Annotated in this window: 9 protein-coding genes; 2 read left to right on the top strand and 7 right to left on the bottom strand. The window is 68.2% G+C overall.

Annotation, left to right across the window (positions count from 1 at the left end; all coding sequences use genetic code 11):
* Positions 1-67: 67 nt before the first annotated feature.
* On the top strand, positions 68-1,255 hold the full coding sequence (locus tag CK951_RS18970) for an FAD-dependent oxidoreductase (RefSeq protein ID WP_096787767.1): 1,188 nt from the start codon (positions 68-70) through the stop codon (positions 1,253-1,255).
* Positions 1,256-1,365: 110 nt separating this feature from the next.
* On the opposite strand, the gene CK951_RS18965 is transcribed toward CK951_RS18970, so the two are convergent.
* From CK951_RS18965 to CK951_RS18940, 7 genes are all read right to left on the bottom strand, one after another.
* The gene (locus CK951_RS18965) at positions 1,366-2,403 is read right to left on the bottom strand and encodes a glycosyltransferase family 2 protein (RefSeq protein ID WP_157764675.1); all 1,038 of its coding nucleotides are present in this window, start codon (positions 2,401-2,403) and stop codon (positions 1,366-1,368) included.
* A 148-nt stretch (positions 2,404-2,551) separates the two neighbouring features.
* On the bottom strand, positions 2,552-5,089 hold the full coding sequence (locus tag CK951_RS18960; RefSeq protein WP_198402483.1) for a glycosyltransferase family 2 protein: 2,538 nt from the start codon (positions 5,087-5,089) through the stop codon (positions 2,552-2,554).
* A gap of 314 nt (positions 5,090-5,403) precedes the next feature.
* Positions 5,404-8,493, bottom strand: coding sequence for a calcium-binding protein (locus CK951_RS21230; RefSeq protein WP_198402482.1), 3,090 nt, complete (start codon positions 8,491-8,493; stop codon positions 5,404-5,406).
* A 5-nt stretch (positions 8,494-8,498) separates the two neighbouring features.
* On the bottom strand, positions 8,499-8,699 hold the full coding sequence (locus CK951_RS21475) for a hypothetical protein (RefSeq protein WP_198402481.1): 201 nt from the start codon (positions 8,697-8,699) through the stop codon (positions 8,499-8,501).
* Between the two features lie 236 nt (positions 8,700-8,935).
* Positions 8,936-10,393, bottom strand: a complete 1,458-nt coding sequence (locus CK951_RS18950) for a calcium-binding protein (protein ID WP_096787764.1) — start codon at positions 10,391-10,393, stop codon at positions 8,936-8,938.
* Between the two features lie 497 nt (positions 10,394-10,890).
* Entirely contained in the window at positions 10,891-12,438 is a 1,548-nt protein-coding gene (locus CK951_RS18945) for a PAS domain S-box protein (RefSeq protein WP_096787763.1), read from the bottom strand.
* Between the two features lie 373 nt (positions 12,439-12,811).
* Entirely contained in the window at positions 12,812-14,614 is a 1,803-nt protein-coding gene (locus CK951_RS18940) for an SLC13 family permease (RefSeq protein ID WP_096787762.1), read from the bottom strand.
* Between the two features lie 698 nt (positions 14,615-15,312).
* Here CK951_RS18940 and CK951_RS18935 point away from each other — a divergent pair.
* A complete protein-coding gene (locus CK951_RS18935; RefSeq protein ID WP_232520749.1) occupies positions 15,313-16,824 on the top strand; it encodes an AbgT family transporter in 1,512 nt (503 codons plus the stop codon).
* The last annotated feature ends 2 nt before the right edge of the window (positions 16,825-16,826 follow it).

Genomic DNA, 16,826 nt, shown 5'->3' with positions numbered 1-16,826 from the left:
GCGATGGCAGCTTTCACCGCCCGCCCATCCGCTCTAGACGGTCCCCTGCAACCACTCGGGATCGAAGATGCAGATTGCAGTGCTGGGCGCCGGCCTTACGGGAAGTCTTGCGGCGCTCGAACTCGCCGACGCCGGGCATGAGGTGACGCTGTTCGACCGCTGCCCGCAGGCGCTCAGCCGCGCGAGCCTCGGTTGCGAGGGGAAGCTGCACATGGGCTTCGTCTACGCGCTCGACCGCACGCTGGACACCGGGCGCATGATGATCCGGGGCCAGCTGGCCTTCCGCCCGCTGGTCGAACGCTGGACGGGCGCTGCGCTCTTCGAGCGCAACCTGTCGCGCCCTTTCACCTATGCCGTTCCCCGTGACAGCCTGATGCCGGTGGAGGGGATCCGCGCGCATTTCGCGGGGATCGAGCAGGCTCTGGCGGACCTGGGCGCCGACCGGGACGAGGGCCGCTGGGAGGAACTGACCCCGCTGGAGCGGGCGGCGATCTTCGATCCCGGCGAGATCGTGGCGGCATTCCGCACGCGCGAGATCGGCGTCGATACCGCCGCGATGGCGCAGGCCTTGCGCGATGCCCTCGCCGCCGCACCACGGATCGCCCTGCGCTTCGGAACCGAGATCACCGGGGTCGCGGACGAGGGCGCGGGCTTCCGCGTCTCGACGCTGGCCGGGGGCCACCCCTCGGCCGAGCGCTGCGACGCCGTGGTGAACGCCCTCTGGGAGCAGCGGCTTCACATCGACGCCACGCTTGGCATCACCAGCACGCGCCCGGTGATCCACCGCTACAAGGTCGGCCTCGTGACCCGCGACGCGCGCGTGCGCGCCGGCCTGCCCAGCGTCACCTTCCTGATCGGCAGCTACGGCGACACCACCGCCTTTCCCGACAGCGCCTATGTCTCGTGGTATCCCGCCGGACTTCTCGCGCAGGAGCGCAGGCTGCGGCCCAGCCGCTTCGACATCGAGCCGGACGAGGCGCAGCGGCAGCAGATCGTGCGCGATACGCTGTCGAACCTCCGCCGGCTGATGCCGGGGGTGGCCGACTGCCTGCGCGACGAAGCCGGCTGGCAGGTGAAGGGCGGCTACATCTCCGCCTGGGGCGAGACGGGGATCGAGGACCGCAGCAGCGAGTTGCACCAGCGCCACGCCGTAGGGGTGCATTCGCGCGGCCGCTATCACTCGATCGACACCGGCAAGCTCACCCTCGCGCCGCTTTTCGCCGCCGAAGCCTGCGCCCGGCTGCGCGCGGCCTGAGCCTTCGGCCCGCGGTCGGGCTGCGCCTTCGGTCCGCAGGCCCGGGTATCGGGCGGGCCACGACCCGGAAACCTCGCGCCGGGCAGGGTCGCCCCCTCTCGCGCCGCGCCTCAGTCGGCAAGCCCGGGGTCGAGCGAGGCCGCCAGCGCCGCCTCGCGACCGGCCTCCTCGGCCTCGCCGACGGCGCGGTGGTGCAACGACAGGACCCGGTGAAGCCGCGCCCGCACCGCACCCGCATCGGCGCCGTCTCCGGCCGCCGCGGCCAGTGCCGCCCCGACCCGCACCAGCGCCTCGGCATCCAGCGCAGGCGCCACCATCTGCTGGCGCCGGCGCAGCATGGCCGCGTCCAGCGCGGCACGGCACAGCGCCTCCCGATCCGACGGCATCGCGATGCCGCGCATCGCAGCCTGAAGGCGCAGCCCCATCTGCCGGTCATGCGCCCGCCAAGCCGCAAGACGCTCCGCCGGCGGCACGCCCGCCACCCGCGCGCGCGAGGCGCTTGGCACACCGGGCGCGTGGACACGCTTGCGATAGAGCACCTCGGCGCGGTGCAGCACGCGGCCGGCGCCCAGCAGCGCCAGCGCATATTCGCATTCCACCGCAAAGCCTCGATGCGCGTCCGTGGGAAAGCCGCCCGTCGCCGCGAGACTGGACCGCCGGGTGACGCCCCGCCACGGCATCGCCTCCGCCCCCTGCAGCAGGAAGCGCAGAAGGTGCCGGGCCCGGTCCTCGCCCGGGGGCAGCACCACGGAACGGCCCCCGGTCGCGGCACCGAACCGGGTCATGTCGGCATAGGAGACCACGGCATCCGGCGCGGCCACAAGCGGCGGAAGCAGCTTTGCCAGATAGTCGCGATGCCACAGGTCGTCGTGCGGCAGGACGGCATACCAGTCCGTCCTCACGCGCTGCAGCAGGGCGGCGATGTTGCCTGCCCAGCCGAGGCGGCGGGCATTGACCCCGATGTCCACCCGCGGATCCGCCCGGAACGGCTCGAGCGCGGCGAGCGTGGTGTCCGACGGATCGTCCTCGGCCGGATCGACAGCGACGATAAGCCGAAGGTCCGCCCGGCTCTGGTCCAGCACGGAAGCCACCGTCTCGGCGATGAAGGCGCCCGCCCGATAGGCCGGAATGCAGACCGAGACCGTCACCGGCCGGATGCTCCGTGGCCGACTGTTCCATCCCTCGCGATCATCGGGCCTCCCTCTGCCGTGGCCTTGCCGGAAGACCACGGGACGCCCGGACGGTCAAGCCGAGGGAGACCGGGCCGGCAGCGGCCGCAATGGCCGGATGGCAGCGTCAACCGTCCAGCGCCGTCACCAGCGCCTGCCGCAGCCCCTCCCTGCAGTCTTCCCGCACCGGGAAGGCCGCAAAGTCGGGATCGCCCGCAACCAGCGCCGGCAGATCCTCGGCCCCCACCTGCACGAACATCGGCCGCCCCAGCCCGCTGCAATAGTCGTGGAACTTGAACTCGTGCGACTTGTGGCTCCTCAGGTTCAGCCAGCAGCCGGGCACGCCGTAGCTGTCGGCAACGATCAGCCCGTGCAGGCTGGACGAGACGATGGCCTCGCAGGACGAGATCGCCTGCAACACCTCGGCGGGCGGATACGTCGGATCGATCAGAAGGCAACCCCTTTCCTGCGCCGCCTGACGGACCGCCGGGTCCTTGCGGTGGGTGAAATGCGGAACGATCCCCCAGCGATGGGCCTTCGGCGCGGCCGGGACCAGCTCGCTCGCGAAGATCCCCGGATCGCCGAGGGTCAGCCCCTCCGGCAGGCCGAGCGCCTCGCGCGTTTGAACGCCGCGCACCGCCAGCGGACGGATGCAGGGCGACAGCTGCGCGATGTCCTCCTCGAGCAGGCCGCTGCCCCAGACCAGCAGCTCGTCCCGGCGCTTCGCCCGCATGGCCTCCTTCGAGACCTGCGACAGGATGCTGCCGATGCCCGCCAGATCGCAGGCGCCACCATCCGCCCATTCGATGCTTCGGCCGGTCAGCCGTCCCACGACCAGCGGGCTCAGCTCGTCGCCGAAATTGCCGCTGCGGGCGGCGGCGCCGCGCCGGAACCAGAACATGCGCAGGGCCCGCGCGTGGGCCTTCCGCCCCTCACCCGCGGGCGGCAGCCCTTCGGGGCGATCCCTCGGCGCGCCCCCTGCCCCGAGATCAAGGCCGAGCGCCTCGGCCAGAAGCCGTGCGGCGGCCTCGTGGCCGCCTCCCGGGGCAGCCAGCCGGCCAAGATCGTCCCTGCAGCGGTCCGGCTCGTCCAGATCCAGCACCAGCGTTCCGGGGTTCTCCTGCAGGAAGCGGTCGCAGCGCAGCAGCGGGTCCTCGATCCGGCCGGAGGCGACCAGCGCCTCGACCTCGGCAAGCGTCTCGTGGCCGGTCAGCGCGCGGCGAAGCGGGCCGTCGTCATTCAGACGCCGCGCGGTCTGCTTCGGCTGCGGCTCCGCCACCCGCTGCGGCAGCCCCGCAAGCACCGAGGCGCGGCTGCGCGTCAGGACGACCGAGATCTCCCCAGCAATCGGCCAGTCCGGGCCGGGCACGCGCCGCGCGTAGTCGGGAAAATGGCGCACCGCCAGATGGTGCGGCAGCCCGGCCTTCTGCTCCTTCCCGATCGCCCGGACCAGCAGCGAGATCGGCCGCTTCGCGAAATCGTGCTCGTGCACGAACATGGCGTGGCGCTTGTGGCAGGCTCCGGCCACCGCCGCGACCAGCGCGCCGCTGTCGGGCAGGCCCACCGTGGTGACGCTGAGCAGGATCGACTGCGGGACCTCTTCCGCAAGCGCCGAGCCGGGCACCCGGGCGGGCGAAAGCGCGGTGACGATCCGGCGCGATTCCTCGATCTGCGCCGGTTGCAGCACGCCCTCGGTGCTGTCCTTCAGGATCCGCTTCAGCCGAACCGTCGCCTCGTTCAGCATCAGCGCCTCGAGCCGGGCCTTGCGCATGGCGACCGCCGCGTCGTGCAGCCGCGTCAGCTCCGGGTCGGCCCGAAGCCGCGCCAGCTCGGCCGCGAAATGCGGCGCGCAGTCGGCAACGGCCAGATCCTCCGCCTCGTTGCAATCGGCCCCCCGCCAGTAGTCGATGCCGTGCCGGCTGGAATTCATCAGCCCGTCGCCGCGGAAGATCTTGAGGATGTATTCGTCGAGGCTCTTGATCATGAAATGCGCGACTTCGGCCGCGTCGCGGCGCACCACGTTCTTCCCGCCGTTCCAGCTCAGCCTTCCCGGCGCCATCGGGTTGCCGTCCGGGTCGGTCCAGCGGAAATCCCCGGCATCCGCGACGCTGCGGCCGTTCTTCCGGATGACCTTGGGGAAGTGGATCGCCAGACGCAGCGCCTCGTGCTGGCGGAACAGCGTCTTGACCCCCTTGTTCGGCAGGTTCGCGATCGACATGGAGGTGCGGAACCGCTCGATCACCGGGCGATCCTCGAACGTGTAGTTGCGCGACGAGCCGAAGATGCGCCACGGAATGACCATCATCCCCGTGCCGCGCGCCTCCATCGCGTCCAGCAGCATGCCCACCGAATGCGGCTTCGCCTTGATCACGAGGAATTCGTCGGCATCGAGCACCATGACATAGTCCGCGCTGCGGACCTCGGGCGTGACATTGGCCAGCTTCAGCGCGTGGGAATGCGGCTTTGCCCCCAGCGGCACGATGTTCCGGTAATAGGCGATGGCGCCCATTTCGTGCAGGCGGGTCAGGATCTCGTCGGTTCCATCCGTGCAGTCGTTGGCCAGGACCACGATGCGGTCGAAACCGATGGCGCGGTGATAGGCGACCCATTCGAGGACATAGGGTGCCTCGTCCTTCATCGAAGTGACGACAGTCGCGATTGCCATGGTGCCAACCTCAAGCCGAGAACGACACTCCCGCTCGGAGGGCCGTGAAACGCCGGCTTCGGGAAGGCGCAGCGCGCCCGGAGACCACCGGGTCCCTGCGGCGCACCTTAGGGGAACTTCCCGGCGGGAGACAAGGCGTCCCGGCCGATCCGACAGGGCCATCCGCCTGCAAAAACGGGGCGATGCCGCACCCGCCGCCGGGTGGAGCGCGGCCCGGCAGGGAGGACCCCGCCCCGCCGGGATCGTTGTTGAAAAGGATTTCCGCCTTCCGCGCGGCAGCCGGCGCCGCGGGAAGGGTGGCAAGCTCGGCGCGCCTAGATCACCAGGAAGTCGGCGTGGGACAGCGCCAGCCCGCTGCCGAGCATCGCGATCTGGATCGCGCCGCCGCCGCCCGCCCCGTCCGCATCATAGAGCAGGGTGCCTGTGTCGGTTTCGTAGATGATCCGGTCCGCCGCATCCGCGGCAAGCCCCGAGGCATTGGCGACGAACGCCCCCGCCGCCAGCGCGCCACGGGACAGGGCGGTGAAGATCACGTCATCAAGCCGGATCGTGTCGTCGGGGACGCTGAAGTCGATGATCGTGTCGAGGTTCTCGGCCCCGATCGCCGCATCGAAGACGAAGGCATCCGCGCCGATCCCGCCGATCAGGATGTCGCTTCCGCCCCGGCCGAGAAGGACGTCCGCGCCCGCACCGCCGTCGATGATGTCATTGCCGCCCTCGCCGTTCAGGACGTTGCGCGCGGCGTTCCCCGTCAGCCTGTCGCTGCCGGAACCCGTGGTGACGTTCTCGATCGCCAGCAGCGTGTCGAGTCCGTGCCCGGTATCCTGGGCCGAGGTCACGTTCAGGTTGATGAAGGCCGACGAGGTGCCCACGAAGTAGGCGCTGTCGCTTCCGGCGTTGCCGCGCAACGTGTCGTTGCCAAGGCCGCCGACAAGCGTGTCGTTGCCCTCTCCGCCGGTGATCAGGTCATCGCCGGCGTCGCCGTCCAGCAGGTTGCCGACCGCACTGCCGGTCAGAACGTCGCCATTCAGCGTGCCCACCAGGTTCTCGATGCCGATGAGCGTGTCGACACCCGCGGCCAGCGTGTTCTGCGCCCCGGTCTGCATCAGGTCGGCCACCACGCCCCCGCCATCGCGCAGGACGTTGCGATAGGAAACCGTGTCCGAACCGGTGCCGCCCCGGAACACGTTGGCGCCGAGATCGCCCACCAGCAGGTCGTCGAAACTGCTGCCGATGATGTTCTCGAAGTTGCGCAGCGTGTCCAGATCCTGCACCGCATCGCCCACCGCGGTCGTCGCCTGCCCGGTGGTGAGGTCGATCGTCACCCCGGCGGCGGCCGCCGCATAGGAGACGGTGTCGATCCCCGACAGGCCATCCAGCGTGTTCCGCGCACCGTCGCCCGACAGCAGGTCGTCATGGCGGCTGCCGGTCAGGTTCTCGAACCCGGTGATGAGATCGCTGCCCGAGCCTCCGGTCGCCTGCCGGCTTCCCGAGCGTCCCAGGTCGACCGTCACGCCGGCGGTCGCGCCGTATTCATAGGAGATGGTGTCGCCCGTCCCGGCCCCGCCATCCACCACGTTGTCGCCGATGTTAACCCAGATGATGTTGTTCGAGGCGTTGCCCGTGCCGTTCAGCGCGTTCGTGCCCATCAGGCGCAGGTTCTCGACCGAGCTGCCCAGTGTCTGGTTGACATAGGTCATCACGAGGTCGGTGCCCGAGGTGTCGGTGATCTCGTCGCCCAGGTTGTCGGCGACATAGGTGTCGTTGCCGCCGCCGCCGGCCATCTTGTCGGCCCCGGCCCGGCCGTCGAGGACGTTGCCGGAACTGTTGCCGGTGATCCGGTTGTCGAGGTTGTTCCCGATCCCGCTCAGCGCCGAGCCGGTGAGAACCAGGTATTCGACATTCGCCGCCAGCCGGTAGGACACGCTGGACTGCACGGTATCGAGGCCGCCGTCGTCCTCGTCCTGCTCCACCACCACGTCCGCGCCATCGACGACGAAGGTGTCGTCGCCGTCGCCACCGGTCAGCAGGTCCGCACCCCCGCCGCCATCCAGGACGTTGTTGCCGGCGTTCCCGGTCAGCTCGTCACAGAAGCCGCTGCCCGTCAGGTTCTCGATCCCCGCGAGCACGTCGAAGCCCGATCCCTGGGTGTCCTGCACGCCGGTGATGTTCAGGTCCACCGTCACGCCGAGCGTGGAGACGCTGCTGACTGTGGTGCGGCTCGACAGCGAGCCGCGGCCCGCGAGGCCCATCAGGCTCGCGCTGGCATAGGAGGCGGTGTCGATCCCGCCCATCCCGTCGATCCGGTTGTTCCCGGCGCTGGCGAAGATGACGTTGTCCAGCCCGTTGCCGGTGCCGTCGATGTTGGCGCTGCCGAGCAGGCGAAGGTTCTCGAGGTTCTCGCCGAGGGTATGGCTGATCTCGCTCGCGACAAGGTCGATGTCGCTGGCGCTCGGGTTGGTCTCCACCACAACATCGCCCGCGTCATCCACGATATAGACGTCATCGCCATCGCCGCCCGTCATGGTGTCGGCGCCGAACCAGCCGTTCAGCGTGTTGTCACCGCGGTTGCCGGTCAGGTGGTTGTCGCGGTGGTTGCCGATCCCGACATAGCCGCTGCTGCCGGTCAGCACGAGGTCCTCGAGATTGGCGCCGAGGGCGTATGAGACGCCTGCCATGACGGTGTCGATCTGTCCGAGGGCGCTGTTGGTCTCGGACACCACGTCGTCCCGGTCGTCCACCAGATAGGTGTCGTTGCCGTCGCCGCCGATCATGGTGTCCTCGCCGGACCGGCCATCCAGCACGTTGGCCGCGGCATTGCCCAGAAGGCGGTTGTCGAGCGTGTTGCCGGTGCCGTTGATCGCGCCGGTTCCCGTCAGCGTCAGGTTCTCGACGTAGTTCGTCAGCGTGTAGCTGACCGAGGCCGCGACGAGGTCCAGCCCCGCGCCCGCGAGCGAGTTGTTCTCTTCGGTAACCACATCGGCGGCATTGTCCACGACATAGGTATCGTCGCCGAGGCCGCCCACCATCAGGTCGCCCCCTGCCCCGCCATCCAGCCGGTCGGCCCCGCCAAGCCCGATCAGCGCATCATCCCCCGCGCCGCCCCTGATGGGGTTGTCAAGGTTCCCCTCGTGCCCGGTCGTCCCCTCGCCCACCAGCAGCGCGCCGGGCGAGACGAACTGCACGTTGCCGCGCCCCGTTGCCGGATTGACGCCCAGATCGTCGAGACCGATCCCCGTCAGCACGATCGACTTCCCGCCGACCGAGATCTGCACGCCGGACGCGGTGGCATTGATCAGCAATTCCGCGGGGCGGGTGCTCGTGTCGAATACCAGGATATCCGACAGGGGATTGAACGAGACAAGGGAATTGGAGGCAATGGAACTGAAGGTGTAGGTGGCCATGACAATCAACCTGTGAAGCGTGCGCCGGCCATACTGGCGACGAATGCGGCCAGAACATGCAAGGACTTTGACCGCATCGAGCCAAGGCAGAGCGGCGCGAGGTATTCCGCAGCGTTGATGCGCGATATTGCCCGCAAGGGTTGTTTTAAATTCGCAACGCGAGAATTCGGGTCGAATCTCCATTGCAGCCCGAAAAAAAGCGGCATTCGACAGTTTCCGGGGCGGGAAATGCAGCGTATCTTCCGCGCCGCAACGCCGGCCGCCGTCTGCAAAGGATCCGCAGGATGAATGAGACCGCTGGCGGAAGGATCAGGCAATCACCGGCGCCGCCGACGTAGGGCGACCGCGAGCTGAAGTGGAAGGCCGGCGGCCCCGTCCGGCGTGACCGGAGCCGGCCTCAGGCGGGACGCACCGCTGCGGAGCGTCCCGCCGCTTGCGACACTCACATGATATGGATGTCGTAGGTGCTGATGTCCGAGACGTTCTGCAACAGGATGCGGTTGCCGCCCCCGAAGTCGAACAGGATGCCTCCGCTCGTCTGGAGAGCGTACATGTCGTAGAGCTGGCTTGCGCTCTGCGCCCCGTTTGCCAGTTCCGGCGCGATGTAGATGTCTTCGTTGTAATAGCCCTGGATGGTGTCCGCGCCGCAGCCCGCCTGGAAGACGAAGATGTCATTGCCGTTGCCGCCCACCAGAACGTCGGCGCCGCGCTCGCCGTGCAGGGTGTCGTTGCCCGTTCCACCATGGAGCGAGTCGTTTCCTGCGCCGCCGTAGAAGCAGTTGTCGTCGCTGTCGCCGACCATCAGGTCGGCGCCCGATCCCGTCCTGATGCCTTCGACCCCGGTGATCGTATCCGTGCCGAAGGCCGCGGACCGCACGACTCCTGCATCCAGATCGACCGAAACCGCTCCCGAAGTGATGAAGGTCGCCCAGTCATAGGAGCCGTCGCCGTCGCCGCCATCAAGCCAATCGTTCCCGGCCCCGCCGACGAGCGTGTCGGCGCCGGTCCCGCCGGACAGCGTGTCCGTGCCGCCCTGCCCGGTCAGCAGGTCGGCTCCGCCCTCGCCCATCAGCCGGTTGTTCGCGGCGTTGCCCGTGATGACGTCACCGTAGTGGCCACCGGTCACGTTCTCGACGCCGATCAGGATCTTGCGGCCGTCCCCGGTATCCTGCGCCGTCGTCAGGTCCAGCCTGACATCGAGGGTTGCATATGCGTAGAAGCTGACAGTGTCGATCCCGGCCCCTCCGTCCACCCGGAAGGCGCTGCTGGCATAGAGCACGTCGTCGCCCAGACCGCCGAACAGCGTGTCGAGCCCGCTCGATCCATCGAGCGTGTCGTTTCCGGCGTCGCCCTGCAGAAGATCGTTGCCGGAGCCGCCATAGAGCCGGTCGTCCCCCGTACCGCCATAAAGCCGGTCGTCGTCGTCGTCGCCGTAAAGGCTGTCGTCTCCGCCGGCCCCGCGCAGCGTGTCATTGCCGCCAAGCCCGCCGATGACGTTGGCGCCGTCGTTGCCTTTCAGCAGGTTCCAGTTGAAGGTGTCATCGTAATAATGATCCTCGGCGAAGAGATTGACATCCGCCCGACCGGTCAACTGCGCGCTGTGAATGCCGCTGACCAGCGTGAGCGTGGCCGAACTGAGCAGCAGGCTGTTGTTGACCAGGTCGATCCGGGCATCGCCCTCGGCGAACTGCACGCGCGCGTTGATTTCCACGGCGTTGTACCGGATGTAGAGATCCGCGGTGGAATAGGGCACCACGGCCATGGAATAGGTGCCGGCCGCGTTGGTCGAGGTCTGGCGCGATTCCACGCGGAAGATCGTATTCGCGATGCCCTCGCGCGCGTCGCGCGTCAGATCGCCGTCCAGATCGCGAAATGCCGCTCCGAATATCTGCCCTGCCATAATCGTACTCCACAAGAAATGATCTGGATGGTTTCATAACGGGCGCGCAAATCGTTTCAAGAACCATCTTGCTCATGCCTGTGGGGGATTTCTCAGTCAGGCCGACGCAGGCGTGACTCAGGCGCAAGCAGGTGAAAGCCGAGACCGCTGCCGCTTTCGGCGGCACAGCGGGGGCGGAGCTTCGGTGCCTTCCCCCTGCCCCGGGCGCTCAGAGATCCCGTCGCGCAGGTGCGCAAGCCGGTCATCTGCGCCCGTTGCAGAAGCCTTCGGCCCGGAGGCAACGCCCGCTGCCCGTCTCCAGCAGCAGGACCGCGGCCCGTCCGGCCGACACCGCGGCGGAGGGGCAAGATGGGTTGACCGATCGGCAGGACGCATTTTCTGGATGCAGCCGTCACCGCGGCGACCTTGCGCGGCCAGCCCCGCAACTCCTCGTGGGTTCGCGGCATGGCGCGCAGCCCGCCGCGCGGCTGATCCCCGGATGACGCCGGGACGTCCGGTCAGCCGCCGTTGATCGCCTCGCGGAAGGCCTCGGCCAGCTGCGCCTGCCGGTAGGGCTTGCGCAGCAGCTTCAGCCCCAGCGAGGACAGCTTTGCGCTGTCCACCAGTTCCTCGGCATAGCCCGAGGTCAGCAGGACCGCCTTGCCCGGGTGGTGGTCGCGCACATGCTGGGCAAGGTCATATCCCGACATGCCCCCGGGCATCACCAGATCGCTGAAGACCAGCGCGATCTCCGGGTTCCGGTCCAGAAGCTGCAGGGCCTCGGGGCCGTTCGACGCCTCGAGTACGCTGTAGCCGAGGATCTGCAGGCGGTCCCGCGTCAGCTTGCGCATCTGGTCGTTGTCCTCGACCACCAGCACGGTCTCGCGCTCGCCCTCTTCCATGGCCATGGGTGCCTCCTTCGGCTCGTCGAGCGCAGGGTCCGACTGGTGGCGGGACAGGAAAAGCGTCACCGTCGTGCCCTTGCCGACCTCGCTGTAGATCGTCACCTCGCCGCCCGACTGCTTGGTGAAGCCATAGACCATGGACAGCCCGAGGCCGGTGCCGTGGCCGACGGGCTTCGTGGTGAAGAAGGGCTCGAACACCTTCTCGCGGATCTCCAGCGGCATTCCGCATCCGGTGTCGGTGATCGAGACGGCGACGCAATGACCGAGCGTCAGGCCAAGCTCGGCCGCGTTGAAATCGTCGAAGGTGAAGTTCCGCGTCTCGATGAACAGCCTGCCGCCGTTGGGCATCGCGTCGCGGGCGTTGATCGCAAGATTGATGATGGCGGTCTGGAACTGGTCGGGATCGACCTCGACCATCCAGGCGTCGGGGTCGAGCGAGAGGCAGAGGTCCACCGTCGCGCCCAGGCTGCGTTCCAGCATGTGCGACAGGCCCGAGATCAGCCCGTTCACCTGGATGGGGCGCGGCGCCAGCGGGCTGCGCCGAGCGAAGGCGAGCAGCTGCGAGGTCAGGCTTGCGCCCAGGTCGGCCGCCTTCAGGATCTCGTCGATGATCGCCGCATGGGGCTTCATGTCGCCCTTCAGCATCAGCAGCTCGACATTGCCCACGATCACCGCGAGCAGGTTGTTGAAGTCATGCGCCACCCCGCCGGTCAGCTGGCCGATGGCCTCGATCTTCTGGGCCTGGTGCAGGGCGCGGGCGGTCTCGTTCCGTTCGGTAAGGTCGTGGATGATCGCGGTGAACAGGCGCTCGCCCCGCTCCGCGAACTCGCCGATCGACAGGTGCATCGGAAAGAGCGAGCCGTCCTTGCGCCGTCCCACCACCTCGCGCCCGATGCCGATGATCTTGCGGACGCCGGTCGTCATGTAGTTGCGGAGGTACTGGTCGTGATCGGCCCTGTCCTGTCCCGCCATCAGGAAGTGGACGTTCCGGCCGATGAACTCCGCCGTCTCGTAGCCGAACAGCCGCGCCGCCGCGGCATTGACCGTCTCGATGACGCCGTCGGACCGCGCGATGATGATCCCGTCGACGGCAGAGGCCATGATCGCATGCAGTCGGCCGGCGTGTTCGAGCGTCGGCCGGGATGACTTGGTGCGATGCATCGATGCGCTCTTCCGGCAGATAAGATCACTTTCGCATATCCCTTTTCAACCCATGCCGGAACCCAAAAGTTTCGGCGCAAACGAAGTAACACAAACGCCATGCCGGAATGCCTGACCGATTGCGCCTGCGAGGACCGGCCGCCTTGAGGCGATCCGCGGCTGCCGAGGTGCAACCTTGACAGTCACTCCGGCAGCGGGCGCGGCGGGATGATCAGGCTGGCAAGTGTCCCGGCCTTCGTTTGGCCGAGGCAAGGGCCCGGTCGGGGCAGCCGGCCGGACACCTTGTCGAGGTCCGGGCCAGGTGTGCCGGCACCTTGTAGGGATAAGGCGTCGGAACCTTCCGACGCGCGGGCATCGCCCACCGGCCGCCGGTTCAGAATGACCAGAGGACCGGCACGAGGAACACCGCGATGAGAAAGAACCAGATCATCAGCGGCAGGCCGAGTTTCCAGTAGTCGCCGAACCGGTAGGCCCCCGGGTCCATCACCATCAGGTTGGTCGGCGTGGCCACCGGGGTGAGGAACGCCGCCGCACTGGCCAGGCAGACGGCCATCAGGATCGGCTGCGGCGACACTCCCATCTGCGCGGCCGCGACTACCGCGATCGGTATCACGATCAGCGCCGTGGCGGTGTTCGAGATGATCTGTCCCATGACGGCCGACAGCACGAACAGCCCCACGAGAAGCAGGTGCGGACTCGACTCGCCGATCATGTCGACCAGCCCCGTGGCGAGAAGATCGGCCGCGCCGGTCTGCTGCATGGCGGTCGAGAGCGGCATCATCGCCCCCATCAGGATGACGGTCGTCCAGTTGATCGCACGATAGACCTGCTCGACGCTCTGGATGCCGCTGAGCAGGACCGCCCCTGCGGCGAGGACGCCCGCGATGGCCGGCGGCACCAGCCCCGTGGCCAGCAGCACGACCATTGCGCCAAGGATCGCCAGCATGTTCCGGGCACCGGGACCCATCGGCAGGGCCTGCCGGCGGACCAGATCGGGCGAGTTGACCATCAGCACCTCGGCGGGCTTGAGGCGTTTCTCCAGCGCCGCCCATGTCCCCTGCAACAGCAGCGTGTCGCCCACGGCGAGCGGCAGGCTCGGGTCGAGATCCTCGCCGTGACGCTGCACGGCCAGCACGATCAGGTCGCCGCCTTGCGTCACCATGCCCGGAAAGAACCGCTCGCCCACCAGTTTCGACCGCGGGGGGATCTGGATCTCGGCAAGGCCCGACTGGCGGTTGAACAGCGTCCGTTCCAGATCCGGCGCGTCATCCTCGGAAAAGCTGAGGCGGAAATCGCTGGCAAGCGCGGCGGCGGCCTCCGCCTGTCCGCGCACCACCACCACGTCGCCCGGCCGGATCGCGTCGCGGCGGGCGGAACGGCCATCGGCCTCCTTCAGCGTCACGAGGGTCAGCCCGTCGCGGCCCGACAGGTCGAACTCCTGCCGGGGGACGCCGACCAGCGGCGACTCCTCGCGCACGCGCAACTGGTGGACGTCGCTGGCCAGCCGGTATTGTTCGATCAGCGTCATGGCATGCCGGCTCAGGTCCGGCGGCAGGGTGGCGCTGGTGCGGCTGGGCAGCAGCCACCTGCCGAACAGCACGACGATCAGGATCGAGCCCGCGATAAGCGGGAAGCCCACAAGGGCGAACTCGAGATAGCCGAAGCCCCCGCCTCCGGCATCGAGCGACGCCTCCGAGACCAGCACGTTGACCGGCGAGCCGGTCAGCAGGATCTGCGAGCCCGCATGGGCGGCAAAGACCAGCGGCATCAGCAGTTGCGAGGGCGGCTGGCCCAGCCGGATGGCCATGACGATCACCACCGGCAGCAGCGAGGCGACCGCGCCATTGACGCTGATCAGGCCGCTCAGCAGGCCGGCCACGCCCATCATGAGCACGATCAGCCGGGGTCGGCTGTCTCCGGCCTGCCGGATCAGGATCTGGCCGGCCCAGGCGGTGACGCCGGTCGCCTCGAGCCCGCCGCTGACCACGAACAGCGAGGCGACGAAGATGATCGCCGGATCGCCGAAGCCCGCCATGGACTGGTTCAGGGTGAGGATCCCGGTGGCCCACAGCGACAGTGCCGCAATCATGCAGACCGCGATGACCGGCAACCTGTCCCAGATGAAGAGCACCACGATGACGCCAACAATGGCGAATACGGTCCAGATATCGCTCAAAAGTCTTGTCCTAACTACCGACCGGGGCGGCAATTCGGATGAACCGCTTCCGGGACAAACCGCTAACGAAGTTCCAGGACGTGGTCGTCTGGCGAAGCAACGGGCCAGACCGGGCAAGAATGACCGACATCGCCCGGATACTCAAGCCTCGCGGTGGCGCCGGGCGCCGCGGGAGGGCCCCCGCTGCGGGGCAGGCGGCGGCGCCGGACGCCTCCGCATCGGATGCCGTGCGGCCGGCCTTCGCCGACCGGCGGACTGCGCCGCGGCGGATAGGCGTTCCCGAATTTCTGTGGACAGTCCGCGGGGGCCTCCGGTATCAAGAAGGGGCGAAAAGTTCTCGTGGCATGAGAAGATGCAAGGCGGGAAGCGCGCGGGCGGCTGCATCCCGTCGGTCATTCGGCCGGCCCTTGGGGATGCAGTGTGCCCTCGGCCGAACGGCCTGCAAGGACAGCACTTTCCGGGGTCGGGCCCGCTGCTGCCGCGTGCGGGGCCTTTGACTTCCCGTCCCATCGCCTGAAAGGCAGGCGCAAAGACCACGTCCCGAAGGCTGCGCATCACCGGTCGATGATCAGCCTCCGGTCCTTCCACCGGCGGTGTCCGGTTCCGGCCAGGCGCAGGCCCGGCCGTGGTGCAGGTGAAACGGGAAGGGAGGCGCGCGCAAGGTGGCGATGCCAACGGATCCGGCCGAAGCCCGCGGCATGTCCGGGTTTCTCGGCACCATCGAGCGCGTCGGCAACATGGTGCCGCATCCGGCGATCATCTTCTTCCTGCTGATCGCCGTCGTGATCGTGCTGTCGACGATCTTCGGCGTGCTGGGCACCACGGTCACCTATGAGGGATACGACCCGGCGCTCGGCGACATCGTCGAGCAGACGGCATCGGTGCGCAGCCTTCTGTCGCCCGACGGCATCCGCTTCATGCTGACCTCGCCGGTCGCGAATTTCCTGGGGTTCACCGGGGTGGGCGTGATCCTCGTCGCGATGATCGGCGTTGGACTGGCCGAGGAATCCGGCCTGATCGCCGCGCTGGTGCGCAAGCTGGTCGCCGCGGCGCCCCGGTCGATCTTCACCTTCATGATCGTGATGGTGGGGGTCATGTCCTCGATCGCCGCCGATGCGGGCTATCTCGTGCTGGTTCCGCTGGCGGCGGCGGCCTTCCACAGCATGGGGCGCCACCCGCTGGCGGGGCTTGCAGCCGGATTCTCGGGCGTGGCGGCGGTCTTTCTCGTCAACGTCTTCGTGACGCCCACCGATGCCCTGCTGGTCGAGGTGACCAACGACGCGATCCGGGCGGTCAATCCAGATGCCCAGATCAGCGTGGTCGGGAACCTGTTCTTCATGATCGCCTCCTCGATCCTGATGGGCCTGATCTGCACGGTCCTGACCGAGCGCTTCGTGGAGCCGCGGCTCGGACCCTACAGGGGCGGCGTTCCGGTCGAGGCGAGCCACGGCCTGTCGGGAAGCGAGCAGCAGGGCCTGAGGAACGCCGGCCGCGCGCTGCTGGTCTTTGTGGCAGTGGTTTCGCTTCTGACCGCCCCGCCGCTGCCCTGGGGCATCCTGCGCAATCAGGAAACCGGTGGCATCATGGCCGGCTCGCCCTTCATGAGCGCGCTGATCGTGCTGATCAGCCTGCTGTTCCTGGTCGTGGGCTACGCCTACGGGCGGGGCGCGGGGACCATCGCCAACGTGACCGACGCCATCGGCCTGATCGTGAAGACCTGGGGCAATCTCGCGGGGATGATCTTCCTGCTGTTCGTGATCGCGAACTTCATCGCCTTCTTCAACTACACCAACCTCGCGACGGTTCTGGCGGTGAACCTCGCCGACATCCTGCAATATGCGCCGATCGGACGCGCGGGCTACATCGTGCTGTTCGTGGTGGTGGTGGCGATCATCGACATCATCCTGACCGGGGCGCTGGCGAAATGGGCCATCCTCGCGCCGGTCTTCGTTCCGCTGTTCATGCGGCTCGGGGGCGACCCGGACCTGGTGATCGCCGCCTACCGGGTGGGCGACAGCCCGATGAACGTCATCACCCCCTTGAACGTCTATCTGGCAGTCATGGTGGGCTTTGCCCGGAAATACCAGAAGGAGGCCGGGATCGGCACCATCGTGGCGCTGATGATCCCCTACACGGTCACGCTGCTCGTGCTGTGGACGGCCCTCCTGATCGGCTGGACGGCCTTCGACCTGCCCCTCGGGCCGCGCTGAAT

Origin of the sequence: Rhodobacter sp. CZR27 (genome assembly GCF_002407205.1) — a bacterium.
Lineage (GTDB): Bacteria > Pseudomonadota > Alphaproteobacteria > Rhodobacterales > Rhodobacteraceae > Cereibacter_A.
This window is presented reverse-complemented; position numbering and strand designations above follow the sequence as displayed.

Bases quoted from the DNA above. Each gene is read 5' to 3' on its own strand.
- CK951_RS18970 (WP_096787767.1), top strand. From the start codon at position 68: ATGCAGATTGCAGTGCTGGGCGCCGGCCTTACGGGAAGTCTTGCGGCG.
- CK951_RS18960 (WP_198402483.1), bottom strand. From the start codon at position 5,089: ATGGCAATCGCGACTGTCGTCACTTCGATGAAGGACGAGGCACCCTAT.
- CK951_RS21230 (WP_198402482.1), bottom strand. From the start codon at position 8,493: ATGGCCACCTACACCTTCAGTTCCATTGCCTCCAATTCCCTTGTCTCG.
- CK951_RS21475 (WP_198402481.1), bottom strand. From the start codon at position 8,699: ATGCCGCTTTTTTTCGGGCTGCAATGGAGATTCGACCCGAATTCTCGC.
- CK951_RS18950 (WP_096787764.1), bottom strand. From the start codon at position 10,393: ATGGCAGGGCAGATATTCGGAGCGGCATTTCGCGATCTGGACGGCGAT.
- CK951_RS18945 (WP_096787763.1), bottom strand. From the start codon at position 12,438: ATGCATCGCACCAAGTCATCCCGGCCGACGCTCGAACACGCCGGCCGA.
- CK951_RS18935 (WP_232520749.1), top strand. From the start codon at position 15,313: ATGTCCGGGTTTCTCGGCACCATCGAGCGCGTCGGCAACATGGTGCCG.